The sequence below is a fragment of the Glacieibacterium arshaanense genome, from assembly GCF_004681125.1.
Taxonomy (GTDB): Bacteria; Pseudomonadota; Alphaproteobacteria; order Sphingomonadales; family Sphingomonadaceae; genus Polymorphobacter_A; species Polymorphobacter_A arshaanense.
In genome coordinates this window covers 411,156-437,496 of the sequence record NZ_SIHO01000002.1, presented here as the reverse complement: position 1 = coordinate 437,496, position 26,341 = coordinate 411,156, and the positions used below count along the sequence as shown (strand labels likewise).

The window sequence follows — 26,341 nt, the reverse complement described above, 5'->3', positions numbered from 1 at the left end:
CTGGAAGGGCCGCGCGGTGAACGGCGGGTTGGGGGCAAGGTGACAGGCAGAACAGAATCCCGCGGCGCATTGCTGCCGTTCATCGCCGCGCTGTTGGCGGTGGCGATCGCCTGCCGCCGGACGATCTTCGGCATGCTGCGCTACGCCGACTACAAGTTCACCGACATTTCGCCGTACAATATCGCCGTCCTGACCCCGAACTATTTCGACAATGGCTTCATCCGGCGCGGGCTGGGCGGCAGCATCGTCTATCTGATCGACGGTGGCACGGCGGCGCATGGCGGGTCGGCCGCCGCCATCTACCAATTCTTCGGTGCGGTCATGCTGGCGCTGCCGATGGCGCTGCTGCTGCGGCGGCTGATCGCGCGCGATGACCGGCTGTGGCGCTGGTTTGCCGTGTTCATGCTGGTGTCGCCGCAGCTGTTCTGGGGCTGGAGCCGTGATCCCGGTCGTAGCGACATGCTGATCTGCGGCATCATCGCGTGGAGCCTGATCGCCGCGCTTGGCGGACGCTTCTTCATTCCGGTGCTGCTGTTGTTCATCGGCTCGCTGATCCACGAGACTGCGATCATCTACGGTGGTCCGATGCTGGTGGCGATGTGGTTTCTGACGCACCGGCAAGGCAAGGTCGATTTGGCGCACGGTATCAGCGCATATGCGCTGCTGATGGTCCTGCTGGCGCTGGCGGCACTGGCGCGCCAGCACTTTGGCGATGATGTCACCGGCATCGCTGCGACGGTGCGGGGTGCACGACTGGTCGCCGACAATGGCCGGATTTTCGACATCGCAACCTATCTTACGTGGAGCGGCTTCCGCTCGATCGGGACCAGCCTGTGCATGGCGTTCAGCGACCGCGCGGTGCCATGGGTGATTGCGGCGTGCTTTGTCGTGCTGCTGGTCAACTGCCGCGTGCTGTTCGACCGCTCGCTGCTGGTCAAATGCCTGCTCGGCTTTGTCGCGCTGGTGCCGATGATCTTCATGTCGGCGATTGCCATCGATCACGGCCGCTGGCTAATGTTTGCGGTCAGCAACGCGTGGCTGGCTGTGGTGGCGGTGCGTGTCATGGGTATCGAGACCGCCCAGCCGACAGTGCGCGACCGCCGCATTTCGGGCGCGCTGCTCGCCGCACTGGTTCTGATGGGCCCGACATCGGCGCATTTCCCGAGCTATCTCGCCGAAAAGCTGATGCCGCGTCTGTTCACCAACAACCACCCGAAGTGGCTACAGGATTGCACTCCCGACTGGCAGGCGACGCTTGGCCCGCCCGAAGCCGTACCGCAGCACTGATCCGCCGCAACAATCAATGCTTGTTGGCGGCGATATAATGTTGCGATATGGCCGCGTCGGACGCGTAAAGGCGCATTTCGGGGGCTAGGGTTTTGAGATGACACGGCTGGTCGTCATCGGATCGGGCGCGATGGGGCTTGCCGCCGCATGGGAAGCGGCGCGCGCCGGCCATGACGTGACCCTGCTCGAAGCCGGTGATGTGCCGGGCGGCATGGCCGCGCATTTCGATTTCGACGGGCTGTCGATCGAACGCTTCTACCACTTCATCTGCACCACTGATTTCGCCACCTTCAAGTTGCTCGAAGAACTCGGCATCGCCGACCGGCTGCGCTGGCGCGCCACCACCATGGGGCATTTTTCGGGCGGAAGGCTGCACGAATGGGGCAATCCGGTCGCCCTGCTGCGCTATCCGGGGCTGAGCCTGTGGGCACGGCTGCGCTACGGCGTGCTGGCGTTCGTATCGACGCGCCGCGACCGCTGGGACGCGCTCGAAACGCAATCGGCGCGCGAGTGGATCACGCGCTGGGGCGGTGCCGAAGTCTATGACAAGATGTGGAAGCCGCTGTTTGACCTGAAGTTTTACGACTATGCCGACCCGATTTCGGCGGCGTGGATCTGGACGCGCGTCAAGCGCATCGGCCGGTCGCGCAAGTCGCTGTTCGAGGAAAAGCTCGGTTATCTCGAAGGCGGCAGCGAAACGCTGGTCACTGCGCTGGCCAATGGTTTCGCCAAGGCCGGCGGCAAATTGCGGCTATCGACCCCGGCGCTGCGCGTCGAAACCACCGATGGCCACGTTACCGGTGTCGTGACGCCCGAAAGCACCATCGCCGCCGATGCAGTCATTTCGACGATGCCGACGCCATTGGTGTCAAAGCTGGTGCCCGACCTGCCCGCGGACTGGAAGGCGCGCTATGATGCCATCGCCAATATCGGCGTGTGTTGCCTGATCTTCAAACTCAGCCGCTCGGTGACGCCGCACTTCTGGGTCAACATAACCGAACCCGGCGTGCCGGTTCCGGGCATCATTGAATTCTCGAACCTGCGCCCCCTCGGCGGCGATACGCCCGGCGGCGACACCATCGTCTATGTCCCCTACTACATGCCGGTCACCCACGAAAAGTTCGGCTGGAGCGACGACGCGCTGCTCGACGAGGCGTTCGCCGCGATCCGCCGCGTCAATCCGGCGGTGACGCAAGCCGATGTGCTCGGCCGCCGCGTCGCACGGTTGCGCCATGCCCAGCCGATCTGCGAGCCGGGGTTTGCCGCGAAGATCCCGCCGGTCGAAACGCCGATTGCCGGGCTGCAAATCGCCGACACCTGTTTTTATTACCCCGAAGATCGCGGCATTTCGGAAAGCGTCCGGCTGGGGCGCGAAATGGCGGCAAGGCTGGGCCAGGCATGAACGCCCCCGTTCCACTCGCTGTCGATGTCGATGGCACGCTGCTGATGACCGACCTGCTTCACGAAAGCGCGCTGCAGTTCGTTGCGCGGCATCCGTTCCAGACGCCGCGGCTGTTCGGCTGGCTGACGCAAGGGAAGGCCGCGCTCAAGGCACAGCTCGCCGACCGTGTCGACCCCGGTGTCGCCGCCTTGCCATTGCGCCCTGAAGTCGTCGCGCTGATCCGCACCGCACAGGCCGAAGGCCGGCCGGTCTATCTCGCCTCGGCGTCAGACTCGCGACTGGTCGAGGCGTTGGCCGACCATATCGGCGGCATTGCCGGCGTCATCGGCAGCGACGGCACAACAAATATGGCTGGCGAAGCCAAGGCGGCGCAACTGGTGGCGCGCTTCGGGCGCGGCGGCTTCGACTATGTCGGTGACACCGCCGTCGATCTGCCGGTTTGGGCGGCGGCGCGCCAGGCGCTGGTGGTGGCGCGCAGCCCGCGGCTGGCGGCGCTTGCGGCGCAGGTCGCGGCCGATACACAGGTGGTGGCGACGCCGCACCGCCGGCTTAAGGACTATGTGCGCGCCATCCGCCCGCACCAATGGGCGAAGAACAGCCTGGTGTTCCTGGCGATGTTCGCCGGCCACAAGCTCAGCATCGAAAACCTCATTCTGTCGACGCTGGCGTTCGTCTGCTTCTGCACCGCGGCATCGAGCGCCTATGTCGTCAACGACCTGCTCGACCTGCCCGGTGACCGCGCACACCCGCGCAAGGCCAGGCGGCCGTTCGCATCAGGGGCGCTGCCGGTGCTGGACGGGGTGGTGCTGGCAGCGGCGATGATGGCGCTGACAATCGGGGTCGTGTCATTCCTGCCACCGCCGTTCATGCTGGTACTGGCCGTCTATGTCGCGACGACGCTGGGCTATTCGATGGTGTTCAAGCGCTATGCCGTCATCGACGTCATCGTGCTCGGCGGGCTCTACACGATCCGCGTCGTCGGCGGCGTCGTGGTGATCCGCAGCAGCGACGCGCAATGGCTGTTGATGTTCAGCCTGTTCCTGTTCCTCAGCCTGGCGATCATCAAGCGCTGTTCGGAACTGGTGCAGCTGCGCGAACGCGGCATCGCCGACACGCCGGGGCGCGGCTACCGCGTCAGCGACCTGGCGGTGCTGCAGCCGATGGCGGCGGCAGCCGGGTATGGCGCCGTGCTGCTGTCGGCGCTTTATGTGTCGAGCTCCAAGGTGGCGCGGCTGTACGAACATCCCAAGTGGCTTTGGCTGATCTGCCCGTTCATCCTCTACTGGATCAGCCGGGTTATGGTGCTGTCGGGGCGCGGCGAGTTGCACGATGACCCGGTCCTCTTCGCGATCACCGACCGGCTGAGCTGGCTGACTGCGGCGGCGGTTGTCGCGGTCGTGCTGGTGTCGGCTTGAACATCCAGCTCGGCGGCTGGGGGCGCTATCCGCGCGCCAGCTGCGCGGTCACCACCCCCGACACCCCCGATGCGGTGTCGGCAACGCTGGCGGCGCTGCCCGACAGCATCGCGCGCGGCAACGGTCGCGCTTACGGCGATTCCGCGCTCAACCCCGATGGCGTTATTTCATCGGCGCGGCTGTCGCACCTGCTGTCCTTTGACGACGCCACCGGCACGCTGACCTGCGAGGCCGGGGTGCTGCTTGGCGACATTACCGATGCGCTGCTACCGCGCGGCTGGTTCGCGCCGGTCACGCCGGGCACGCGGTTCGTGACGGTCGGTGGCATGGTGGCATCGGACGTTCACGGCAAGAACCATCACGGCGCCGGGTCATTCGGCGACCATCTCGACTGGGTCGACCTGGTGCTGCCCGACGGGCGCACGTTGCGCGCCTCACGCGACAGCGAGCCCGAGTTGTTCGCCGCGACCTGCGGCGGCATGGGGCTGACCGGCGTCATCGTCCGCGCCGCATTCCGGCTGCAGCGCGTCGAAACCTCGCGCATCCGCCAGCGGACATTGCGCGCACCCGATCTGGCGGCGGCGCTCGAGATTTTCGAGGCGTCGGCGGCGTCGACATACTCCGTCGCTTGGATCGACGGGCTGGCTGGCGGCGCGCGGCTCGGGCGGTCGGTGGTGCATCTGGGCGAGCATGCGCGATTGGATGAACTCCCGGCGGCCGACCGTGCGACGCCGTTCGCCCGCGCCGCGCGGCGACCGCTGACGGTGCCGATCGACTTCCCGGGGTTCGCGCTGTCATGGCCCACGGTCAAGGCGTTCAACGAATTGGCCTATCACCTGCCCGCGACCGGCGATCGGATGGTCGACCTTGACCCCTATTTCTACCCGCTCGATGCCGTGTTCGGCTGGAACCGCATCTATGGCGCGCGCGGCTTCGTGCAGTACCAGTGCGTGCTGCCGGTAGCCGAAAGTCCGTTGGGGCTGCGGCGGCTGCTTGAAGCGATTGCCGCGGGCGGCGGTGCGTCGTTCCTCGCGGTACTCAAGCGCATGGGGCCGGCGTCGTTCGGGATGCTGAGCTTCCCGATGGAGGGCTATACGCTGGCGATGGACTTCCCCGCGACACCCGCCAATCTGGCACTGCTGGCGCGGCTCGACGCGATTACCGCTGAGCATGGCGGGCGCATCTATTTGACCAAAGATGCCTGCACGACGCCGGCGGCGGTGGCGCGCGGCTATCCCAGGCTCGAAGCGTTTCGCGAGGTGCGGCGGCGCTACGGACTTGCCGGACGCATCGAATCGCTGCAATCGCGCCGTTTGGAGCTGTGATGAACGAAATCAAACACCCCGTGCTGATCATCGCCGCCGGCTCGGATATCGGTGCGGCGCTGGCGCAAGGCTATGCTTCGCGTGGCTGCGAGCTGATTCTGACGGCGCGCGATCCGGCGACCTTGGCGACGTTGAGCAGCGACCTCGAACTGCGCCACCGCGTCGGGGTGAAGCTGGTGGCATGCGATGTCGTTACCACCGACCCCGACGCATTCTTCGACAGCCTCGGCGTCGTGCCCGGCACGGTGGTGATGGTCGCCGGACTGCTGGGTGACCAGGCGCAGGCCGCCGTCGACACCGCGCAGGCCAATGCGATCATGGCGACCAACTATAACGGTCCGGCGCGGTTGCTGCTGGCGGCAGCGCGGCGGATGACGAGCGGCACGATCATCGGCATCAGCTCGGTGGCGGGCGACCGCGGGCGCGCGTCGAACTTCGTCTATGGCTCGGCGAAGGCCGGGTTCAGTGCCTTCCTATCGGGGTTGCGCAACGCGCACTTCAAGGCCGGGCTGCACGTGCTGACCGTCAAGCCGGGGTTCGTCGCGACCAAGATGACCGCCGGCATGGACCTGCCGCCGCTGCTGACCGCGCAGCCGCGCGATGTCGCCGAGGCCATCATCAAGGCGCAACTGGGCGGCCGCAATGTCATCTACACCAAGTCGCTGTGGTGGCTGATCATGACGATTATCCGCCACATTCCCGAAGCCATTTTCAAGCGGCTGTCACTGTGAGCAAATCCGACAAAATCGTCATCACCGGCGGCGCTGGGCTGGTCGGGCAGAATCTTGTCGCGCGGCTGAAGGACCGTGGCTTCAGACGGATCACAGTCATTGACAAGGCAGCGACCAACGCCGGCATCCTGCGCGAGCACCACCCTGATATCGAAGTCATCGCCGCCGACCTCGCCACCGACAACGGCTGGCAGGGCGCGCTGGCCGGCGCCGCCGCGCTGGTCCATGCGCATGCCCAGATCGGCGGGCTCGACCCGGCCGAATTCGTCCGCAACAACCAGACCGCGAGCGAGCGCGTCATGGCGGCGGCGGTGGCAAACGCGGTGCCTTATGTCGTCAACATATCGTCGTCGGTGGTCAATTCGGCGGCGCGCGACGACTACACCGAAACCAAGAAAGTGCAGGAGGCCATCGTCGCCGCGACTGGCATCCCGCAGGTCATCCTGCGACCGACGCTGATGTTCGGCTGGTTCGACCGCAAGCATGTCGGCTGGCTGGCGCGCTTCATGGAGCGCGTGCCGGTGTTCCCGGTGCCTGGCACGGGGCGGTTCCTGCGCCAGCCGCTGTATGCCGCCGACTTCTGCAACGTCATCGTCGCCGCCATCGAACAGCGCATTACCGGCGCCTACAACATTACCGGCCAGGAACGCATCGACTATATCGATCTGGTGCGCGCGATGAAGCGCGCCACCGGCGCCAAGGCGGTCATCGTCCGCATCCCCTACGGCCTGTTCGCGCTGTTGCTGCGGACCTATGCGCTGGTCGATAGCAACCCGCCGTTCACCGAAAAGCAGCTCGCGGCGCTGGTGACGCCCGACGTGTTCGAGGTCATCGACTGGCCGGGCATCTTCGGCGTCAAGGCGACGCCGCTGCAGACCGCACTCGACGAGACCTTCCGCCACCCGGTCTATTCGAAAATCGCGCTGCAGTTCTGACCGTGTCGAAGCAGTTCGCCAGCTTCATCGTGACCGGCGGGATTGCCGCCGGGGTCAACCTCGCGTCACGCTGGGGGCTCAACTGGTTCATGCGCTTCGAGTTCGCGGTTGCGCTCGGCTATCTGGCGGGGATGACGACGGCGTTCGTGCTGGCGCGGCGTTTCGTGTTCGACGGCAGCGGCGGCAGCTGGATCGGCGAGTACGGCCGCTTTGCCATGGTCAATGTGATGAGCTTTCTGGTCGTGCTCGGCGTGTCGGTCGGGCTGGCGGACTACGCATTTCCGGCGATGAACATGACCTGGCACCCACATGACGTGGCGCACCTGAGCGGCGTGCTTTCGCCGATTGTGCTGAGCTTTTACGCGCACAAACACTTCTCTTTTGCCCGGCGAAACTGACCGGTTGCCGAGGGCAATCTGGTCAGTCTTTACGGGTGCAGGGACTTTTGTGGCCCATTCGCAATGCGGCTGGATTTACGCGGCTGGCGCGACGTGCAATCTTCGCCGCACCAGTGCCAGATACAACCGGCAATGCTGGAAATGCGCTGGTCGTGCAAGGCGTACACATTTAACGCTATTGGTGTAGTACGTTCACATCAGGGGGGCCTATGATCCGAACACTTGCCGGCGGCATGCTTATCGCACTGCTGCTCGCGGGCGGCGCCCACGCCACACCGGCCGAGGAGGCCGCCAAGGCCGCCGCCATCGGGCTTGCCGGAAGCTGGCAGTTGGTGCGGTTCGAAAATACCGATGCGAAGGGTAAGGTCGAGAAGCCGTTCGGCGAGCATCCGCGCGGGCTGTTCGTCTATGACAACACCGGCCATCTGAGCATCAACATCACGCGCAACCCGGCAACGCCGCCGTTCGCCAAGGGCGACGACGCCGGCACCGACGCCGAGGTGCGCGCTGCTTACGATGGCTATGTCGCCTATTTCGGCACCTATCGCGTGGACACCGCGAACAATGCGGTGATTCACGTCGTCGAAGGCAGCCTGAAGCCGAGCTACACCGGCACCGACCAGCCGCGGCCGTTCAAACTGACCGGCGACGTCCTGATCATCGGCAAGACCAATACCGACGGTTCGAAAACCTACCGCGAGTTGCACCGGCTGCGTTGAAGTCCGCCGCCGCTCCGGCTGATGAGGGAGCGGCGGCAAAGCCTCATTTCAGGTCGAAGCGGTCGAGGTTCATGAGCTTGGTCCACGCCGCGACAAAGGCGCTGACGAACGCCTTTTCGCCGTCGGCGCTGGCATAGACTTCGGCGAGCGCGCGCAGCACCGAGTTCGAGCCGAATATCAGATCGGCGCGCGTGCCGGTCCATTTGAGCGCCCCGGTCGCACGGTCGCGGCCCTCGTAGATGCCTGCTTCACCGGCGCTCCACACCGTGCGCATGTCGAGCAGGTTGACGAAGAAGTCGTTGCTCAATGTGCCGGCGCGCTGGGTCAGCACGCCGTGGCTGCTGCCGCCGCTGTTGGCGCCGAGTGCGCGCAAGCCGCCGACCAGCACCGTCATTTCGGGTGCGGACAACGTCAGCAACTGCGCGCGGTCGACGAGCAATGCCTCCGCCGACTGGCCGTGACCGGCCGCGAAATAGTTGCGGAAGCCATCGGCGGCAGGCTCAAGCGGCGCGAACGAATGGGCGTCGGTCTGGGCCTGGCTGGCATCGGTGCGGCCCGGCGTGAACGGCACACTGACCGCATGACCCGCCTTGCCCGCGGCGTCCTCGACCGCGGCACAACCACCTAGCACGATCAGGTCGGCGAGGCTGACCTTCTTGCCGCCCGTTGCACCCGCATTGAACGCAGCCTGCACCGCTTCGAGCTTGGCGAGCACTTGCGCCAGTTCGGCGGGGTCGTTGACCCCCCAGTCCTTCTGTGGCGCCAGTCGCAACCGCGCACCATTGGCGCCGCCGCGCTTGTCGCTACCGCGGAACGTCGAGGCCGACGCCCAGGCGGTGCGCACCAGCTGTGCCGTCGACAGTCCCGACGCCAGCAGCTTTTGCTTGAGCGCGGCAATGTCGGCGGCGTCGACCAGCGCATGATCGACCTTGGGCACCGGGTCCTGCCAGATCAGTTCTTCGGCGGGCACCAGCGGCCCGAGGTAGCGGGCGATCGGCCCCATGTCGCGGTGTGTCAGCTTGTACCACGCCCGCGAGAACGCGTCCGCCAGCTGGTCGGGATTCTCGCGGAAACGCTTGGCGATGACCGCGTAGTTGGGGTCCATCTTCATCGCCATATCGGCCGTCGTCATCATCGGCGCGTGACGCTTCGTTGGGTCATGCGCGTCGGGCACCGTGGTGGCGGCAGCCGGATCGGTTGGGCGCCACTGCTGCGCGCCGCCAGGTCCGTGCGTCAGCTCCCAGTCATAGCCGAGCAGCGTGTCGAGATAGCTGTTGTCCCACCGGATCGGCGTCGGCGTCCACGCGCCCTCAATGCCGCTCGAAATGGTGGCATCGCCGTTGCCGCTGCCGAAGCTGTTCTTCCAGCCCAGCCCCTGCTGCTCGATCGGTGCGCCTTCGGGCTCGGGGCCGACATATTTGCCCGGGTCGGCAGCGCCGTGCGCCTTGCCGAAGGTGTGGCCGCCGACGGTCAGCGCGACGGTCTCCTCATCGTTCATCGCCATGCGCGCGAAGGTTTCGCGGATGTCGCGCGCCGACGCCAGCGGATCGGGGTTGCCGTTGGGGCCTTCGGGATTGACGTAGATCAGCCCCATCTGCACCGCGCCGAGCGGGCCCTGCAGTTCGCGCTCGCCGCTGTAGCGCTCGTCATCGAGCCACTTGCCTTCGGGGCCCCAGTTGATGTCCTCGGGCTCCCAGACATCGACGCGGCCGCCGCCGAAGCCGAAGGTCTTGAGCCCCATCGAATCGAGCGCGACGGTGCCCGCGAGCACCATTAAATCGGCCCATGAAATGGCGCGGCCGTACTTCGCCTTGACCGGCCAAAGCAAGCGGCGCGCCTTGTCGAGGCTGACGTTGTCGGGCCAACTGTTGAGCGGTGCAAAGCGCTGCGTGCCGTTGCCGGCGCCACCGCGGCCATCGGCGATGCGGTAGGTGCCGGCGCTGTGCCACGCCATGCGGATGAAGAACGGGCCATAGTGACCATAGTCGGCGGGCCACCAGTCCTGCGAGTCGGTCATCAGGGCGTGCAGGTCGGCCACTACGGCGTGCAGGTCGAGCGCCTTGAACGCCGCTGCGTAATCGAAATCGGCGCCGTACGGGTCGGCGGCGGGTGGGTTGGCGTGCAGCCCGCCGAGGTCGAGCTGCCCCGGCCACCAGTCACGGTTGGACATCACCCGGCTGGCGCCGTGCATCACCGGGCATTTGGCTTCGTCGGTCATCGCGAGTCTCCTGCTGGAAATTGATTATGCCACAGGATGCAGGGTTATCACTCATCAATCCAATCGATTTTATTGGCCTCACTGATTGATTTTGTCGCACACAGTAGAAGAGTCTCCGGCGGGCAGGCCTGAGGCCTGCACCCATTTGTTTGGCGCTCTTCAACCGGGTGCAGGGGTCACCCCTGCCCGCCGGAGTCTCTAAAGCTCTAACCGAACAGCCACTGCCCGAGCAGGCGGTTGAACGGGAAGGTGAAAAATCCGGCAATCAGCAGCGCGCCGATGACCAGCCCGCGCACAGTCGCACGGTGGCCAACGACATTGTGCGCGCGGGCCTGCAGGATCAGCCGCGGCACCATGACCAGCACGAACACCGACAGCAGCGCGATCGGGCTGACCAGCCGGCCGCCGGCGGGTGGGATGGTCAGGCTGAACAGCGCCGTTGCCCACATCGCACCCGCCCAAATCCAGCCGAGCTGGCGGTGGCGCCGGTCACCCTTGCGCCGCGTCAGCATCACCGGCGTCAGCACCAGCACGACGGCGGTGGTGGCGAGGTGGAACCAGATGGTGCGCGGCACCTTGGCCCAGTCGGCATGACCGCGCGCCACGGCGACAATCACGACGGCGAGCAGCGCCCATGCCAAGGCGCCAAGCAGCCGGTCGGGGAGAAGGCGGTCAAGCAGCGACGGACGCACCGGAGGTGCTACACTGGCCATTGGCATTCTCCGCGCGCGCGTTGATAGTGGGACATTAGCTGCCACGGCGCGCATGCTCGCGGCAAGACCATTGATGACAGGGGATTGGCCAATGCGTAATTTGATTTTGGCGGCGTTGCTGGCGAGTGCGGCGACCTGCGCGGCACCGGTGGCGGCTCAAACGACGGCAGCAGCCGTGACACCGGCAACGGCGCAACTGGCGGCGCTGATCAAAGAACATTGGGCCTGGTATCTGGCGAACAACCCGGTGCAGGCGAGCATTCTCGGCGTGCGGTCCGGCGACGGCAAGCTCGGCGATCCGTCGCTCGCCGCCGCCGACCGCCAGGCTGCCGAGGCCGAGGTGTTCATCAAGCGCCTCGACGCCATCGATCCGGCGGGCCTGAGCGAAGCCGACCGACTCAACCGGCTGGTGCTGCGGCGGTCACTGGCCGATCAGGTCGAGGGCAACAAATTCCCGCAGCGGGCGATATTGTTCTCGAACCGCGACGGCTGGCACACCTTCTTCGCAGTGCTGCCCGACCTGACGCCGTTTTTCACAAAGGCCGATTACCTGAGCTATATCGAACGGCTCGAGGTCTATCCGGCGTACAACGCCGCGTCGATCGCGGTGACGCGCACGGCATTGAAGGGCGGCCAGGTGCAGCCGTGCGAGTCGATGATCGGCTTCGAGAAATCGATTTCGGGGACGATTACCGACACCCCCGAAAAATCGGTGTTCTGGGCGCCGTTCGGCAAGCAGCCGACGACGATCAGCGACGCCGACTGGGCGGCATTGAAGGCGCGTGCGGCGAAGGCGATTTCGGGCGGGGTGATGCCGGCGTATCGCGAACTGCTCGACTTCTATGTCAAGGATTACGCCCCCAACTGCCGCAGGACCGTCGGCACCTCCGCGTTGCCGCAGGGCGGCGAATATTATGACTTCCTCGTCCGCAGCTTCACCACTACCAACATGACTGCCGAGCAGGTGCATGCGCTGGGGCTCAAGGAAGTCGCGCGCATCACCGCCGAAATGGACGCGGTGGTCAAGCAGAGCGGCTTCAACGGCGACCGTGCGGCCTATGTGCAGATGCTGCGCACCAACCCCAAATATTATGCCAAGACGCCGCAGGAGCTGATGGAAAAGACCGCGCTGGTCAACAAGACCGTCGACGGCTGGATGCCCAAGCTGTTCGGCACGCTGCCGCGGCTGCCCTACACGATCCGCGAGATCCCCGCCGCGACCGCCGACGGCAACACCACCGCCTATTACAATGAAGGTTCCTATCTGACCGGCACGCCCGGCGTCTATTTCGTCAACACCACGCACCTCGACCAGCGGCCGCTGTACGAAATTCCGGTGCTGTCGGTGCATGAGGCGGTGCCGGGCCACCACCAGCAGATTTCGATCGCGCAGGAAGCGCCGCTGCCCGATTTCCGGCGCTACGCGACATTCTTCACCGCGTTCGTCGAAGGCTGGGGACTGTATTCTGAGCGGCTCGGCATCGAGATGGGGCTGTACGACACGCCCGAAAAGAATATGGGGCGGCTGAGCTACGAGGCCTGGCGCGCCAATCGCCTGGTGGTCGATACCGGCATCCACGCCAAGGGTTGGACGCGCCAGCAGGCCGTCGATTACATGCTGGCGAACACCGCCTTGTCGAAGACCAACATCGACGCCGAGGTCAACCGCTACATCACCGGGCCGGGCCAGGCGCTCGCCTACAAGATCGGCGAGTTGACGATCCGCCGGCTGCGCACCAAGGCCGAAACCGAGCTCGGCACGCGCTTCGACTTGCGCAAGTTCCACGACGCGGTGCTCGAAAACGGCGCGCTGCCGATGGATTTGCTCGAGGCCCACATCGACAGTTGGATCGCCGCGCAAAAGGCGTTGCCGGCGGCAGGTTGACCTGCTGCGACAGCGGCTTCAGTTGACATTCAGCCGCGCGGTGCAAACATGCGTTAACAAGGAGTAACATCATGTTGGGACGCATCATTACCGCCGCCGCCGGCGGCGCCATCGCCAAGCAGGTCGGCGGCGTCGCGGCCGGACCCGTCGGCATGGTCGCGGGCGCGGTCTTGCCGGGGGTGCTGCGCCGGCTCGGGCCGGTCGGCATGATCGCCGCGGCCATCGGCGGCTATGCACTGACCAAGGTCATCGAGAAGCGCCGCGCGGCGGGGCCGACGGTTTAAGGGCCTCCGGCGGGCAGGGGCTAGCCCCTGCACCCGATTGAAGCGCGCCAAATTATGGGTGCAGGGGCAAGCCCCTGCCCGCCGGAGGCTCTTCGCTTGCATTGACAAGCAAAGCGCCCACCCCCAGTTGAAGCGCGCAACACCAAATTGGGGAATTCATCATGTCCGGTCCGCGCATCGCTGCCATCATCAGTCGCTTCGATTCACGCCTCGCCACGCTGCAGGGCCTGCTCGACAAGGCGCAGGCGCAATGGGCGGACGCGGGCAAGGACGCCGGCGCGCTGATCGGCTGCAAGCTGGCCGATGACATGCTGCCGCTGGCCAACCAGATCCTGTTTACCTGCCACCAGCCGAACAACTTCCTCGACTGGGCGACCGGCGTAGCGGTGCCGACCGAACTGCCGGCGACGCTCGCCGAGGGTGCGACGCTTATCGCCGCGACGCGCGCGCGGCTGGCGGCGTTCGATGGCGCCGATGCGCTGCTCGAAAGCGAGAAGGTCATCAGCCTGCCGGGCAACATGGGCATCAAGCTCGACGGCGCCGCCTATGTCGATGACTGGCTGCTGCCGAACTTCTATTTCCACCTCGTCACCGCCTACGCCATCCTGCGCCGCGAGGGGGTCAACATCGGCAAGTTCGATTACATGACGTATCTGGCGCCGCTGGTGCGACCGCTCGGCAATTGACATCGCCGCGGGCGCATGGCCTCCTGAGCCCAACAGACTTGGCTCGAGGATAACCCCATGCGCATGTTTCCGACGATTGCAGCGGCGTTGCTGATCGGCAGCGCCGCCATCACCGCCCAGGCGGCAAACTCACCCGAAAGCTGGTCGGGACTGGTCGAGGTCAACGCCCGCCAGTTCGATTCGGCGTTCCTGCTGCCCGGTGCCGATTTCCGCCCCTATACCAAGGTCATGCTCGACGAGCCGCAGGTGGCTTTCCGCGACAACTGGCTGCGCAGCGTCAACAGCGGCAGCGGGTCGCGGGCCCGCACCCGCGTCACTGAAGCCGATGCCGAGCGCATCCTCGCCACTGTGTCAACCAACACCACCGACATTTTCGCGCGCGAGTTCGAACGCGCCGGCTTCAAGGTAGTGACCGCCGCCGGCCCCGACGTGCTGCGGGTGCGCATCGGCGTGGTCAACCTGTTCGTCAACGCCCCCGACACGCTGAGCGCCGGCCGCTCGCGCAGCTTCACCACCAACGCGGGTGAAGCGACGCTGATCATGGAAGTGCGCGATTCGCAGACCAAGGCGCTGCTCGCCAGCGTCGCCGACCGGCGCCAGACACAGGGCCCGGGCGGCCAGGCGACGACTGTCTCGAACACCGCCGAGTTCAATTCACTCGCGAGCCGCTGGGCGCGGACTGCCGCCAGCGGGGTGGTGGCGCTCAAGGACGCGTCGCCGGTGCCCGAAACGCTCAAGCAAGGGCAGCGGCTTAAGTAGAGCCTCCGGCGGGCAGGCCTTGGGCCTGCACCAATAGTTCGGGTCGTTGCTATCATTTGCAGCGCGGGCTGTTGTCCGCGCCGCCAACAAATTGGTGCAGGCCCAAGGCCTGCCCGCCGGAGGCCCTTATCTACCTCAGCGCCGGCCCTGCCCGTCGTCGATCTTGATATAGGTGCCGGTCACGGCCTCCGAGGCCGGTGACAGGAAGTACAGCAAGGTGCTGTCCATCTGCGCCGGCTGGCCGATGCGCTTGCGCGGGAAATGTTCGCTGATGTCGCCGATGCGCGCCAGCATGCCGTCGAGCATTTCGGTCGAGAAGGCGCCCGGGGCGATGGCGTTGACGTTGATGTCGAAGCGCGCCCATTCGACCGCGAGCGCCTCGGTCATGCGGATGACGGCGGCCTTGGAAATCGAATAGAGCGCCGCGCCGCCGCCCGAATAATCGAACGCCGCGACCGAGGCGATGTTGATCATGCGGCCGGGCTTTTCAGCGGCGATCAGCCGCTTGGCGACTTCGCACGACAGGATGTAGGGCGCGCGGACGTTGGTATCGAGGACGCGGTCGATGAGGTCGAGCGGCATCTTGTGGGCGCGCTGGGCGTCGGGGATGCCGGCGTTATTGATCAGGATATCGATCAGCCCGAACTTGGCTTCGACCGCGGCGACGACGCCGACGAGTGCATCGGCATCGGTGACATCGAGCGCGAACGCTGCGGCAGTGCCGCCGGCGGCAGTGATTTCGGCGACAGCGGCGTCAAGCCGGTCGACACGACGGCCGGTCAGCGCGACCTTGGCACCGCAAGCAGCAAGCACATGCGCGAACCGCAGGCCAAGCCCCGACGAGGCACCGGTCACCAGCGCAACGCGGCCGGTCAGATCATTCGAAACATTGGGTAGTGGAAAGGTCATGGCTGATTCCCCGGTGGTTATGATTTGATGGCGTTGAAGCATGTCGCGACGCGCTTGTCACGCCCGCTTGACGTTTACGTCAATTGAGCAAACACTCCAGGCATCAGCCATGGGGGCCAAACCGATGAAGACGATGAAACTGGCCGGCACAGTTGCAGCGATGGCGCTGATGCTGGCCCTGAGTGCATGCAACAAGCCGGCCGAAACCAGCGCGCCTGTCGCGGCAGCAGCGACCGATACCGCAAAAGTCGATACCGCCGCCGTCGCCGAGTCGGTAAAGGCCGATGTCGCCGGGTTGGTCGCGGCATTCAACGCCCGCGATGCTGCCAAGGCCGTCAGCTATGACGCGCCCGAATATGTCAGCATGATGCACGGCGTGCCCAATGTCGTCGGCCCCGAAGCCGACCTGATCGCCACCAAGGCGCAGGTCTCCGACCCCAACGCCAAGCTGGCGGTCAGCGACGAAAGCGTCGACATCGCGGCATCAGGCGATCTGGCGGTATACCGCGCCACCTATGCCTATACCTTCACCGATGCCAAGACCAAGGCACCGACCACCGAAACCGGCAATTGGGTACTGGTGTTCAAGACACGGCCCGACGGCGCGCGCAAAATCTCGCTCGGGGTGATTTCGGACCTGCCGCCGGCAAGCTGACGCGCATTTCGCGCGACACGTGGCGCCACCGCGCTACAACGCCGGTGACGATGCAAGCTTCGAGGACGGCATGAAGGCGCGCACAGCCCGGCAGTGGCAAATGTTCCAGCCGATTCTGGCGGGCGCCAACGCGCGCGACCGCGCCATTGCCTGCCTAGGTGCGCTGATCGGCATTGCCGCGACCTCGGCGCTGTGCAGCGCGCTGCACCTGGGCGACGTGGCGCTGCCGTTGCTGATTGCACCGATGGGGGCCTCCACCGTTCTACTGTTCGCGCTGCCCGCCAGCCCGCTCGCGCAACCCTGGTCGATCATTGGCGGTCAGGTGGTGTCCGCGCTGGTCGGCATCACCGTCGCCAAGTTCCTCGCCCCGTCAGCGTTCGCCGACGGGCTGGCGGTAGCCGCCGCCATCGCCGGCATGTCGCTGCTGCGCTGTCTGCACCCGCCCGGCGGTGCCACCGCGCTGATTGCCGTCATCGGCGGCCCGGCGATCCATGCGGCCGGCTACAGCTTCGCATTGGTCCCCGTTGGGCTCAACGCCGTGGTGCTGGTGGCGACCGGCATCGCCTTCCACCGGCTGTCGCGCCGCAACTATCCGCACCGTGCGATGCCGATGCCGCCGCCGGTCGCCGGCGAACGGGTGCTGGCGCGCGCCGATATCGATGCCGCACTCGCCGACATGCACGACAGCTTCGACATCAGCCGCGACGACCTTGATGCGCTGTTGCAACTCGCCGAGCATCATGCGGCGGAACGGGTTAAAGGGCCGCCGGCGGGCAGCGGCTAGCCCCTGCCCGCCGGAGGCGCTGTTGTCCCTTACGGCGGCGTGACTTCGACGAGCAGCTTGCCGAAATTGCCGCCGCTGTAGAGGTCCTTGACGGTTTCGGCGGCGTGTTCGAGGCCCTTGCGGATGTCCTGGCGCGTCTTCAGCTTGCCGGTCATCATCCAGCCTGCCATTTCCATCGCGGCCTCGCCGAAGCGCGGCATGAAGTCGGTGACGATGAAGCCGCGCACGGTCAGGCGGCGCATCAGCATCATCGTCCAGATGCCCGGCGGCTCGGTGCCATCGATGTCGTTATATTGCGAGATCATGCCGCACAGCGGGATGCGCCCGAACAGCTTCATCCGCGCCAGCACGGTTTCCATGATCTTGCCGCCGACCTGTTCGAAATTGATGTCGACGCCTTCGGGGGCGAGGCGGTCGAGTTCCTTGCCGACGTCCTGCGACTTGTAGTCGATGCAGGCGTCGAAGCCGAGTTCGTTCACCACATAGTCGCACTTGGCCTTGCCGCCGGCGATGCCGATGACCTTGCAGCCCTTGATCTTGCCAATCTGGCCGACGACTTGCCCGACGCCGCCGGCAGCGGCCGACACGACGATGGTTTCGCCGGGCTGCGGCTTGCCGATATCGAGCAGGCCGAAATAGGCGGTCGGGCCGACAAGTCCGAGCGTGCCGAAGCTTTCAGCCAGGGTGATGCCGGGCAGTTCGGGCAGGCGCGCGAGGCCGGTGCCGTCAGTCAGGATATAGTCCGCCCATTCGCCGAGCCCGGCGTAGAGGTCGCCGACGTTGACGCCGTCCTTGTTCGACGCCGCGACGCGGCCGCAGACGCCGCCGCGCATGCCGGCGCCGATTTCGACGGGCGGCATGTATTGTTCCTGGTCGCTCATCCAGATGCGGTTGGTCGGGTCGAGCGACAGGTAGATGACGCGCAGTACGAACTGGCCGGGGCCGGGTACGGGCATGGCTTCGGTAGTGTAGACGAGGTCGCCGTCGGCGATGTCACCGACGGGGCGGCGTGCGAGTTTCCAGACGTGGCGGTCAGTCATGTTCATCTCCCCAGAAAATTTGCCGCACTTTGGCGGTGGAACGGTCAGCCTGCAAGCTCGGCCAGAAACGCGTCGATGGCCTTGGTGCTGGCGGTTTCGTCGAGCGTAGGTGCATGGCCGACGTTGGCGATCGTCGCGGTCTTAAGGCGCGGCAGCCGCGCCGCCATCGCCTTTTGCGTCGCGGCGCTAAAAATGTCCGACAGCGCGCCGCGCAGCGACAGCACCGGCATGTCGGCGAGCGCATCGAGCGCCGCCCACATGTCATGGCCGGCATCGCCGCCGGGCAAGCGCATCGGGTCGGCGATGTGCGCGTCATAATCGAGCACGATGCGGCCGCTGCTCGAGGCGCGGGCGACGCGGTGCGCGAACACCAGCCACTCCTCGAGGCCCCATTTGGGATAGATGCCGGGGTTGCGATCGGCGAGGTCGCGCGCGGCATGGACCCAGGTCGGCCACGGGCCGCCGTGGCCGACACTGGCACGGACTCGCGCCAGCCCCTTTTCTTCGATCACCGGGCCGATGTCGTTAATGACGGCGGCCGCCATGCGGCCGGGCTGCGTGCTCGGCAGCAGCATCGCCAGCAGCCCGCCGAGCGATGTGCCAATGACGACGACCTTGTCGACACCTGCCGAATCGAGCAGCTGGCCGATGTCCTGCAGGTAGGACAGCGGCACATAGGTCAGCGAATCCTTGGCATAGGCCGATTCGCCACGGCCGCGCAGGTCGGCGCAAAGTACCCGCCAGTCGGGCGCGAGTCGTTCGGCCAGCCGGTCAAAGTCGCGGGCGTTGCGCGTGAGTCCCGGCAGGCACAGGATGGCGGGCCGTTTCGAATCGCCGGCATAGTCGCGGTAGTGCAGGCGCAGGCCGTCGAGCGACCAGTACCAGCCATCGGTATAAGGAGTGTCGGCGCGCATGGTTTTGGTCCGGTTGGAGGCCGGTCAAGGCCCTGTTCAGAAACTTTTGACTATGACTCAGTTATGAGTATATGCTCCGCGATTGGGGATAGGTGAGAAGAATCATTGTGGCAACGCGTGCACTAGAGACGCCGGCCAAGCGCCGTGCAACGACCATCGTAGTCGATGCTGTAAAGGTCGACGCCGCGAAGGCGGATAGCCGCGCGCGTCGTTATGATCCGGCCGAAACGCGCCAGCGCGTGCTCGCCGCTGCCAACATGCTGTTTGCCACCAAGGGCTACGGCGCCACCGGTACCGCCGATATCGCGCGCGAGGCCGATGTTTCGGAAGGCTCGATTTTTTATCATTTCGGTTCGAAGCGCAATTTGCTCGCCGACATTGGCCGCATGTACGGCGAATCGATGATCGAGGTCATGTGGCAGGGCGACCCGCTCGAAGACCTTGAACCCGGCATCATCCTGCGCCGCGCCTTTGAATTCATGTTCCAGCACCGCGAGTGGGAAAAATACACCGACACCGGCTGCGACACTGGCGCCAAGATGGGCAAACCCGCCGGCATCCACGGCAACCCCGAAGCCGAACCCTTTTACCTCAGCTCGCGCGACACCGTCTGCGCCTGGACGACCAAGCAGCACGAAGCCGCCTATGCCAAGCACGGCGGCCCGGCCAACCTCAACATTCCGATCGCTTCGGCACTGACCTATGCAGTCGTCGGCAACGCCATCGAAGCCGTCATGTCGACCACCGATGAAGCCGCGCGCCAGGCTATCATCGACGAAACCATCCGCTTTGTCCGCGCTGCCTATGGCTATGACGACAACGGCCGCATGCTGTCGTGTATCTGACATCGCGCGTCGCCATCCACGAACTGGGTGACGGCTTTTACGACGCAGTGGCACCCGCCGATTTCCCGCAAACCATCCTGCGATTCCGCAACGACCGTGCCGCGGCCGAAGTCGGGCTGGAGGGTCTGGACGATGCGCAATGGTGCACGCATTTCGGGCGCTTCATGCCGTTGCCCGGCAGTCTGCCGCAGCCGCTGGCGCTGCGCTATCACGGCCACCAGTTCCGCACCTACAACCCCGAACTCGGCGACGGCCGCGGGTTTCTGTTCGCGCAAATCGAAGACACGCGCGGTCGCTTGCTCGACCTTGGCACCAAGGGTTCGGGGCAGACACCGTGGAGCCGGTCGGGCGATGGCCGGCTGACGCTCAAGGGCGGCGTGCGCGAGATGCTGGCGACCGAAATGCTGCAGGCGCTCGGGCTGAACACGTCGCGGACCTTCTCGCTGATCGAAACCGGCGAGGACCTGGCGCGCAGCGATGAACCCTCACCGACGCGCAGCGCGGTGATGGTGCGGCTGAGCCACAGCCATATCCGCTACGGGACGTTCCAGCGCCTCGCAGCGCTCGACTTGCCAGAAGATATGCGGCGGCTGATCGACTATGTGCTGCGCCACTATTTTGGCGGCGCGCCCGACATCGCCGATACCGACTCGCAGGTCGCGGCGCTGATCGACCATGCGGTGACCGGTGCGGCGACCCAAGCCGCCGGCATGATGGCGGCGGGGTTCGTCCACGGCGTGCTCAACACCGACAATATCAACATCACCGGCGAGTGCTTCGATTACGGGCCCTACCGCTTTGCGCCGGTGTGGGACCCGGACTTCACTGCCGCCTATTTCGACCATCACGGGCTATACAGTTTCGGGCGGCAAGCGGAGGCGTTGCAATGGAACGTCTTCCAGCTCGCGGGTGCGTTGCGATTGCTGGCCAACGTTGAAACGCTGACCCCGGCGCTCAAGGATTTCGGCGCGCGCTATGATGCGGCGCTGACCGCGGCGCTGCTCAAACGGCTGGGCGTCGCGCCATTGAATGCTGCGGCGGACAGCGCGGTGGCGGTGGCGCTGATGACCGCACTCGAAGCTTCGGGCGTTGGTCTCGACAGCTTCTGGTTCGACTGGCGCGGCGGCAAGCTGCGGCGCAACGCGGGCACTTACGTCTACCCGGGCTTTGCGGCGCTCGCAGAGGCGCTGGAAAACCACGTTGCCGCCGATAATCTGGCGCACCCTTACTGGGCCGATGCCGCGCCGTGTAGCCTGCTGATCGACGAGATCGAGAGCATCTGGGCGGCGATTGCCGAACGCGACGACTGGGCACCGCTCGATGCCAAGGTCGCCGCGATCCGCCGCATGGGCGAAGCCATGGACACACAGCCCTAAACTCACAATAACATCAGGCTGATAGAAATATCACAATGCGTGTGGCGTTTTGCCGGGCTGCGCGGTAAGGCTGCGGCATGATCGAATCCACTGCCTTGCCCACCCCGAAGCTGTCGCCGGTCGAGGCTGATTGCCTCGCCACGCTCGACGCCGCGCGCGAACCTTTGGTGGCGCGCATCGAAGCCTGGGCAGCGATCAATTCGGGGAGCCGCAACAAGGCCGGGCTGGCGACGATGGCGAGCGAACTGGTCGGTGCGTTTGGCGTGCTGGACGGGGCGATGCAGTTGCTCGATCCGACGCCGGTGAATGCCGTCGATGCGACCGGCACGGCGAAGCCGCTGTTCCACGGCCAGAACTTCCATCTGGTCAAACGTCCCGATGCGCCGGTGCGGGTGCTGCTGACCGGGCACATGGACACGGTGTTTGCCGTCGACCACGCGTTCCAGACCTCGAAGTGGCTCGATGCCGACACGTTGAACGGCCCCGGCACCGCCGACATGAAGGGCGGCATTGCTGTCATGCTGGCGGCGCTACAGGTGCTCGAAGCCTCGCCGTTTGCCGGACAGCTCGGCTATGAAGTCGTCATCAATTCGGACGAGGAAGTATCCTCGCTGGGTTCCGGCGCGCTGCTCGCCGATGCCGCCAAGCGCTGCCACCTCGGGCTGACCTATGAACCGGCATTGCCCGACGGCACGCTGGCCGGCGCGCGCAAGGGCAGCGGCAATTTCGCTGCGGTCGTGCATGGTCGCGCCGCACACGCCGGCCGCGAACCCGAAAAGGGCCGCAACGCCATCGTCGCGGCAAGCGACCTCGCGCTGCGGCTCGCGGCGCTGGTCAAATCGATTCCCGGGCTGTCGTGCAATCCGGCGAAAATCGACGGCGGCGGGCCGAACAACATCGTACCCGAAATGGCAGTGCTGCGCTTCAACGTCCGCCCCGCCAGCCCCGAAATGCAGCAGGAGGCGCAGGTCGCGATTGCTGCGGCGATCGCTGCGGTCAGCGCCGACCATGACGTTCACATCCACCTCGACGGCAGCTTCGCGCGGCCGCCCAAGCCGATGGATGCCAACCAGCGGCGGCTGTTCGAACTGGTCAAAGCCTGCGGCCACGACATCGGCCTCAGCATCGGCTGGCGCGACACCGGCGGCGTCTGCGACGGCAACAACCTGGCTGCCACCGGACTTGCGGTCGTCGACACGCTGGGGCCGCGCGGCGGCTCGATCCATTCGGCCGACGAATTTCTGTGTGCCGACAGCCTTGTCGAGCGCGCCAAACTGTCGGCGCTGATTTTGATGCGCGTCGCGCAGAACGGCTGGGTGCGATGAGCTGGCGTGTCCGTCCCGCGCGCGGCAGCGACCTTGATGCGCTGTACGAACTGGCGATGATGACCGGCGGCGGTTTCACCAACCTGCCGCAGGACCGCGACGCGATGGCAGCGCGGCTGGCGCGCTCCGACGCGGCGTATGCCAAGGACATCAGCGCGCCCGATGACGAGCTGTATATGCTCGTGCTCGAAAACAGCGCGACGGGGCGCATCGGCGGCACCGCAGTGGTGTTCAGCCGCATCGGCGTCGAATGGCCGTTCTATTCGTACAAGCTCAACCTGCTCCAGCAGAATTCGAAGGAGCTGAACAAGACCTTTGCGATCCAGTCGCTCAACCTGACCAGCGATCACGACGGCGCCAGCGAAGTCGGCGGGCTGTTCCTGCATCCCGAATTGCGCACCGGCGGGCTGGGACGCTTGCTCGCCAGAAGCCGCTACCTCTTCATCGCGTGCCATAGGCAACGCTTTGCTGAACGGCTGCTCGCCGAACTGCGCGGCGTCATCGACCCCGATGGCGGCTCGCCGTTCTGGGACGGGCTGGGCCGCGCGTTCTTCGGCATGAGCTTCCAGGACGCCGACAGCTTCAACGCCATCCACGGCAACCAGTTCATCGCCGACCTGATGCCCAAGCACCCGGTCTATGTCGCGCTGCTGCCCGAAACCGCGCGCGCCGTCATCGGCCTGCCGCACCCCAATGGCCGGCCGGCGATGGCGATGCTCGAGGCGGAGGGCTTCAGCTATGACGGCTATGTCGACATCTTCGACGGCGGCCCGACGATGACGGTGCGCACCGACAATGTCCGCAGCATCCGTGACAGCCGGCGCGGCGATGTCATGGCGCTGGTCGATGACCATGGCACGATGGGCCGCGCGCTGCTGGCGAGCGGCCAATTGTCGGGGTTCCGCGCCTGGATCGGCCACGCACAATGGGTTGACGGCGCCGAGGCCGCCGGGCTGTTCCTGCCGCGCGGCGAGGCCGAGGCGGTTGGCGTGAAAATGGGAGACAAGGTGCGTCATGTCGGCTTCTGAACTCGAATCGATCGATCCCTGCACCGGCGAAACCGTCTGGCGCGGCGCGGCGGGCAATGTCGATGCGGCGGTTGCCAGCGCGCGCGCGGCGCTGCCGGACTGGGCCGCGGCGGGGCTCGACGCACGCATCGCGCAGGCGCGCAGCTTTCAGGAAGTGGTGCGCGACCAAGCCGACCAGTTCGCAGCGCTGATTGCCACCGAAACCGGCAAGCCGCTGTGGGAGACGAAAACCGAAGTCGCCAGCGTCATCGCCAAGGTCGATATTTCGATTACCGCACAGGCCGAGCGCGCGGGGTCGCGCAGCGGCGAAGTCGCCGGCGTGCGGCAGGCGCTGCGCCATAAGCCGCACGGCGTGATGGGTGTGCTCGGGCCGTATAACTTCCCGGCGCATCTGCCCAACGGCCATATCGTGCCGGCGCTGCTCGCGGGCAACACTATCGTCTTCAAGCCGTCGGAACTGACGCCCGCTGTGGGTGAGTTCATGGCGCAATGCTGGACGACCGCGGGCCTGCCCGACGGCGTCATCAATGTCGTGCAGGGCGCCGGCGACACTGGCCGCGCGCTCGCCGGGCATGACGGTTTGGACGGGCTGCTGTTCACCGGCTCGGCGACCACCGGCGCACATCTGGCGCGGCAGTTTGCCGAAACGCCGTGGAAGATGCTGGCGCTCGAAATGGGCGGCAACAACCCGCTGATCGTCTGGGATGTCGACGACGCGGCACTCGATGCGGCGGCCGCGCTGGTCGTGCAATCCGCCTATCTGTCGGCGGGGCAGCGCTGCACCTGCGCGCGGCGGCTGGTCGTCAAGGACGGCGCGTGGGAGCCGCTGATCGACCGCGTTACCGGCCTCATTGACCGCATCATCGTCGGCGCGCCGTTCGACCAGCCACAGCCGTTCATGGGCCCGGTGATCGACAACCGCGCCGCCGATGCGCTGCAGGCCGGGTTCGCTGGACTGGCGTCGCGCGGCGGCGATGTCATCCGCATGCTGGCGCGCCGCGACATGACCAAGCCGCTGCTCAGCCCCGGCCTCATCGACGTCACCGATGTTGCCGACCGCCCCGACAGCGAAATGTTCGGGCCGGTGCTGCAGATGATTCGTGTACCCGATTTCGACGCCGCGCTGGCGGAGGCGAACAACACGCGCTTCGGGCTGTCGGCGGGGCTGATCGGCGGCGATGCGGCACTGTACGACCGCTTCTGGCAGGCCAGCCGCGCCGGCGTCGTCAACTGGAACCGCCCGACCAACGGCGCCGCCTCTAACGCGCCGTTCGGCGGCATCGGGCTGTCGGGCAACCATCGCCCGAGTGCCTACTACGCCGCCGACTATGTCGCCTGGCCCGTCGCCAGCCTCGAGGCCGACGCCATCGAAGGGTCGATCGCCACGGGCCTGCGCGCGTGAGTCTCGTCGAAATTAACTTCGACGGGCTGATCGGGCCGAGCCATAACTATGCCGGGCTCAGCCTCGGCAATGTCGCGAGCGCGAAGAATGCCGGCGGCGTGTCGAAACCGCGTGCCGCCGCGCTGCAGGGGCTGGGCAAGATGCGCACCGCGATGGGACTTGGGCTGACGCAGGGGCTGTTGCTGCCACTGCCGCGCCCCGACGCATCCGTGCTGCGGACACTGGGCTTTGCAGGAGATGACGATGCCGTCTGCGCCGCCGCCTGGGCCGCCGATCCGGCGCTATTCGCGCAGGTGTTTTCGGCGTCATCCATGTGGACCGCAAACGCCGCCACAGTGTCGCCCGGCCCCGACACCGCCGACGGGCGCTGCCACCTGACCGTCGCCAACCTGTCGACCATGCCGCACCGGAGCATCGAGCACCGCCACACCGAAGCTCAACTGCGCGTCGCGTTCGGCGGCGAAGCGTTCGCGGTACACGCCGCCGTCCCCGCCGTCTTCGGCGACGAGGGCGCGGCAAACCACATGCGCATGGGCAGCGCGCACGATGCCGCCGGCATCGAAATCTTCGTCTACGGCGAACCAGGCGGGCGGTTTCCTGCCCGCCAGAGCCGCCGCGCGTCCGAAGCCGTGGCGCGGCTCAACCAGCTCGACCCGGCACGCACGCTGTTCGTCCAGCAGGCGGTCGCGGCGATCGAAGCCGGCGCGTTCCACAATGACGTCGTGGCGGTGGCCAACGGCCATGTGCTGTTCTGCCACGAACAGGCGTTCGAAAATCCCGCCGACTTCTATGCCGCGCTGACCGTAGCGCTGCCCGGCGCCATCATCGTCGAAGTGCCGGCAAGCGCCGTCAGCCTCAACGACGCGATCACGTCATATCTGTTCAACTCGCAACTGCTGACGCTGCCCGACGGCAGCATGGCGCTAATCCTGCCGACCGAGGCGCAGGAAAACCCCCGCGTCGCGGCGTATCTCGACGGCCTGGTCGCCGGCAACGGCCCGATCCGCAGCGTGCACTTCGTCGCGGTGCGCGAATCGATGAAGAACGGCGGCGGCCCGGCGTGCCTGCGACTGCGCGTCGTCGCCGACCCCGCCACCGTCGATCCGCGCTTCCTGATGTCGCCCGCCAAGGCCGACCGGCTGGAGGCGCTGGTCGCTACGCATTGGCCCGAAGCTATCGCGCCCGCCGACCTCGGCAATCCGGCGCTGTGGGCGCAGTGTCGCGCGGCGCGGGCGGCGTTGTTGGGCGAACTGGATTTGAAAGAATTGGTCTAAGAGCCTCCGGCGGGCAGGCCTGAGGCCTGCCC

25 protein-coding genes are annotated in these 26,341 nt (G+C 66.2%); 20 read left to right on the top strand and 5 right to left on the bottom strand.

The genetic code is table 11. From position 1 onward, the window contains the following. The first annotated feature begins 39 nt into the window (after positions 1-39). The 8 genes from EUV02_RS08290 to EUV02_RS08255 all read left to right on the top strand — a co-directional run bounded on the left by EUV02_RS08290 (position 40) and on the right by EUV02_RS08255 (position 8,212). Positions 40-1,287, top strand: coding sequence for a hypothetical protein (locus EUV02_RS08290; RefSeq protein WP_135245776.1), 1,248 nt, complete (start codon positions 40-42; stop codon positions 1,285-1,287). A gap of 97 nt (positions 1,288-1,384) precedes the next feature. Then, a complete protein-coding gene (locus EUV02_RS08285; RefSeq protein WP_135245775.1) occupies positions 1,385-2,689 on the top strand; it encodes an NAD(P)/FAD-dependent oxidoreductase in 1,305 nt (434 codons plus the stop codon). Further along, a complete protein-coding gene (locus tag EUV02_RS08280; RefSeq protein WP_135245774.1) occupies positions 2,686-4,104 on the top strand; it encodes a UbiA family prenyltransferase in 1,419 nt (472 codons plus the stop codon). Before EUV02_RS08285 ends, EUV02_RS08280 begins: the two co-directional genes overlap by 4 nt. Continuing rightward, positions 4,101-5,429, top strand: a complete 1,329-nt coding sequence (locus EUV02_RS08275) for an FAD-binding oxidoreductase (RefSeq protein ID WP_135245773.1) — start codon at positions 4,101-4,103, stop codon at positions 5,427-5,429. Before EUV02_RS08280 ends, EUV02_RS08275 begins: the two co-directional genes overlap by 4 nt. Next, on the top strand, positions 5,429-6,160 hold the full coding sequence (locus EUV02_RS08270; protein ID WP_135245772.1) for an SDR family oxidoreductase: 732 nt from the start codon (positions 5,429-5,431) through the stop codon (positions 6,158-6,160). Before EUV02_RS08275 ends, EUV02_RS08270 begins: the two co-directional genes overlap by 1 nt. Beyond that, positions 6,157-7,095 carry an NAD-dependent epimerase/dehydratase family protein gene (locus EUV02_RS08265; RefSeq protein WP_135245771.1) on the top strand — a complete coding sequence of 313 codons (939 nt, stop codon included), beginning with the start codon at positions 6,157-6,159 and terminating at the stop codon, positions 7,093-7,095. The genes EUV02_RS08270 and EUV02_RS08265 overlap by 4 nt, the downstream gene beginning before the upstream one ends. A 2-nt stretch (positions 7,096-7,097) precedes the next feature. After that, positions 7,098-7,493 (top strand): GtrA family protein, encoded by a 396-nt coding sequence (locus EUV02_RS08260; RefSeq protein ID WP_135245770.1) that lies wholly within the window; start codon positions 7,098-7,100, stop codon positions 7,491-7,493. 233 nt (positions 7,494-7,726) lie between these two features. After that, positions 7,727-8,212 carry a lipocalin-like domain-containing protein gene (locus EUV02_RS08255; RefSeq protein ID WP_166430562.1) on the top strand — a complete coding sequence of 162 codons (486 nt, stop codon included), beginning with the start codon at positions 7,727-7,729 and terminating at the stop codon, positions 8,210-8,212. A 43-nt stretch (positions 8,213-8,255) separates the two neighbouring features. Here the strand turns inward: EUV02_RS08255 and katG are convergent, their stop codons facing one another. Both katG and EUV02_RS08245 read right to left on the bottom strand, forming a co-directional pair. Next, positions 8,256-10,430 carry a catalase/peroxidase HPI gene (gene katG, locus EUV02_RS08250; protein WP_135245768.1) on the bottom strand — a complete coding sequence of 725 codons (2,175 nt, stop codon included), beginning with the start codon at positions 10,428-10,430 and terminating at the stop codon, positions 8,256-8,258. A 206-nt stretch (positions 10,431-10,636) separates the two neighbouring features. Beyond that, a complete protein-coding gene (locus tag EUV02_RS08245) occupies positions 10,637-11,143 on the bottom strand; it encodes a DUF2306 domain-containing protein (protein WP_135245767.1) in 507 nt (168 codons plus the stop codon). A 91-nt stretch (positions 11,144-11,234) separates the two neighbouring features. On the opposite strand from EUV02_RS08245, the gene EUV02_RS08240 reads away from it, so the two are divergent. The 4 genes from EUV02_RS08240 (at position 11,235) to EUV02_RS08225 (ending at position 14,757) form a co-directional block, all read left to right on the top strand. Then, entirely contained in the window at positions 11,235-13,028 is a 1,794-nt protein-coding gene (locus EUV02_RS08240; protein WP_135245766.1) for a DUF885 domain-containing protein, read from the top strand. 71 nt (positions 13,029-13,099) lie between these two features. After that, positions 13,100-13,312 (top strand): hypothetical protein, encoded by a 213-nt coding sequence (locus tag EUV02_RS08235; RefSeq protein ID WP_135245765.1) that lies wholly within the window; start codon positions 13,100-13,102, stop codon positions 13,310-13,312. A 161-nt stretch (positions 13,313-13,473) separates the two neighbouring features. After that, positions 13,474-13,998 (top strand): DUF1993 domain-containing protein, encoded by a 525-nt coding sequence (locus EUV02_RS08230; protein WP_135245764.1) that lies wholly within the window; start codon positions 13,474-13,476, stop codon positions 13,996-13,998. A 57-nt stretch (positions 13,999-14,055) separates the two neighbouring features. Then, positions 14,056-14,757 carry a DUF3313 family protein gene (locus EUV02_RS08225; protein ID WP_135245763.1) on the top strand — a complete coding sequence of 234 codons (702 nt, stop codon included), beginning with the start codon at positions 14,056-14,058 and terminating at the stop codon, positions 14,755-14,757. Positions 14,758-14,892: 135 nt separating this feature from the next. Here the strand turns inward: EUV02_RS08225 and EUV02_RS08220 are convergent, their stop codons facing one another. Beyond that, entirely contained in the window at positions 14,893-15,666 is a 774-nt protein-coding gene (locus EUV02_RS08220) for an SDR family NAD(P)-dependent oxidoreductase (protein WP_135245762.1), read from the bottom strand. Positions 15,667-15,775: 109 nt separating this feature from the next. Between EUV02_RS08220 and EUV02_RS08215 the strand changes: the two genes are divergently transcribed. After that, complete coding sequence (locus tag EUV02_RS08215; RefSeq protein WP_166430561.1) at positions 15,776-16,321, top strand: YybH family protein; 546 nt, start codon at positions 15,776-15,778, stop codon at positions 16,319-16,321. Between the two features lie 19 nt (positions 16,322-16,340). Beyond that, a complete protein-coding gene (locus tag EUV02_RS08210; RefSeq protein WP_341533707.1) occupies positions 16,341-17,105 on the top strand; it encodes an HPP family protein in 765 nt (254 codons plus the stop codon). A gap of 29 nt (positions 17,106-17,134) precedes the next feature. Here EUV02_RS08210 and EUV02_RS08205 read toward each other — a convergent pair whose 3' ends face one another. Then, on the bottom strand, positions 17,135-18,145 hold the full coding sequence (locus EUV02_RS08205; protein WP_135245760.1) for an NADP-dependent oxidoreductase: 1,011 nt from the start codon (positions 18,143-18,145) through the stop codon (positions 17,135-17,137). A 44-nt stretch (positions 18,146-18,189) separates the two neighbouring features. Then, positions 18,190-19,059, bottom strand: a complete 870-nt coding sequence (locus tag EUV02_RS08200; RefSeq protein WP_135245759.1) for an alpha/beta fold hydrolase — start codon at positions 19,057-19,059, stop codon at positions 18,190-18,192. A 107-nt stretch (positions 19,060-19,166) separates the two neighbouring features. Here EUV02_RS08200 and EUV02_RS08195 point away from each other — a divergent pair, with 107 nt between their 5' ends. The 6 genes from EUV02_RS08195 (at position 19,167) to EUV02_RS08170 (ending at position 26,309) form a co-directional block, all read left to right on the top strand. Beyond that, positions 19,167-19,904 (top strand): TetR/AcrR family transcriptional regulator, encoded by a 738-nt coding sequence (locus EUV02_RS08195; protein ID WP_135245758.1) that lies wholly within the window; start codon positions 19,167-19,169, stop codon positions 19,902-19,904. Then, entirely contained in the window at positions 19,895-21,280 is a 1,386-nt protein-coding gene (locus EUV02_RS08190; RefSeq protein WP_135245757.1) for a protein adenylyltransferase SelO family protein, read from the top strand. The genes EUV02_RS08195 and EUV02_RS08190 overlap by 10 nt, the downstream gene beginning before the upstream one ends. A 77-nt stretch (positions 21,281-21,357) precedes the next feature. Then, on the top strand, positions 21,358-22,605 hold the full coding sequence (locus tag EUV02_RS08185; protein WP_135245756.1) for a hydrolase: 1,248 nt from the start codon (positions 21,358-21,360) through the stop codon (positions 22,603-22,605). After that, positions 22,602-23,633, top strand: coding sequence for an arginine N-succinyltransferase (locus EUV02_RS08180; RefSeq protein ID WP_135245755.1), 1,032 nt, complete (start codon positions 22,602-22,604; stop codon positions 23,631-23,633). The genes EUV02_RS08185 and EUV02_RS08180 overlap by 4 nt, the downstream gene beginning before the upstream one ends. Continuing rightward, positions 23,620-25,035 carry a succinylglutamate-semialdehyde dehydrogenase gene (gene astD, locus EUV02_RS08175; RefSeq protein ID WP_135245754.1) on the top strand — a complete coding sequence of 472 codons (1,416 nt, stop codon included), beginning with the start codon at positions 23,620-23,622 and terminating at the stop codon, positions 25,033-25,035. The genes EUV02_RS08180 and astD overlap by 14 nt, the downstream gene beginning before the upstream one ends. Further along, a complete protein-coding gene (locus tag EUV02_RS08170; protein WP_135245753.1) occupies positions 25,032-26,309 on the top strand; it encodes an N-succinylarginine dihydrolase in 1,278 nt (425 codons plus the stop codon). Before astD ends, EUV02_RS08170 begins: the two co-directional genes overlap by 4 nt. Positions 26,310-26,341 lie beyond the last annotated feature (32 nt).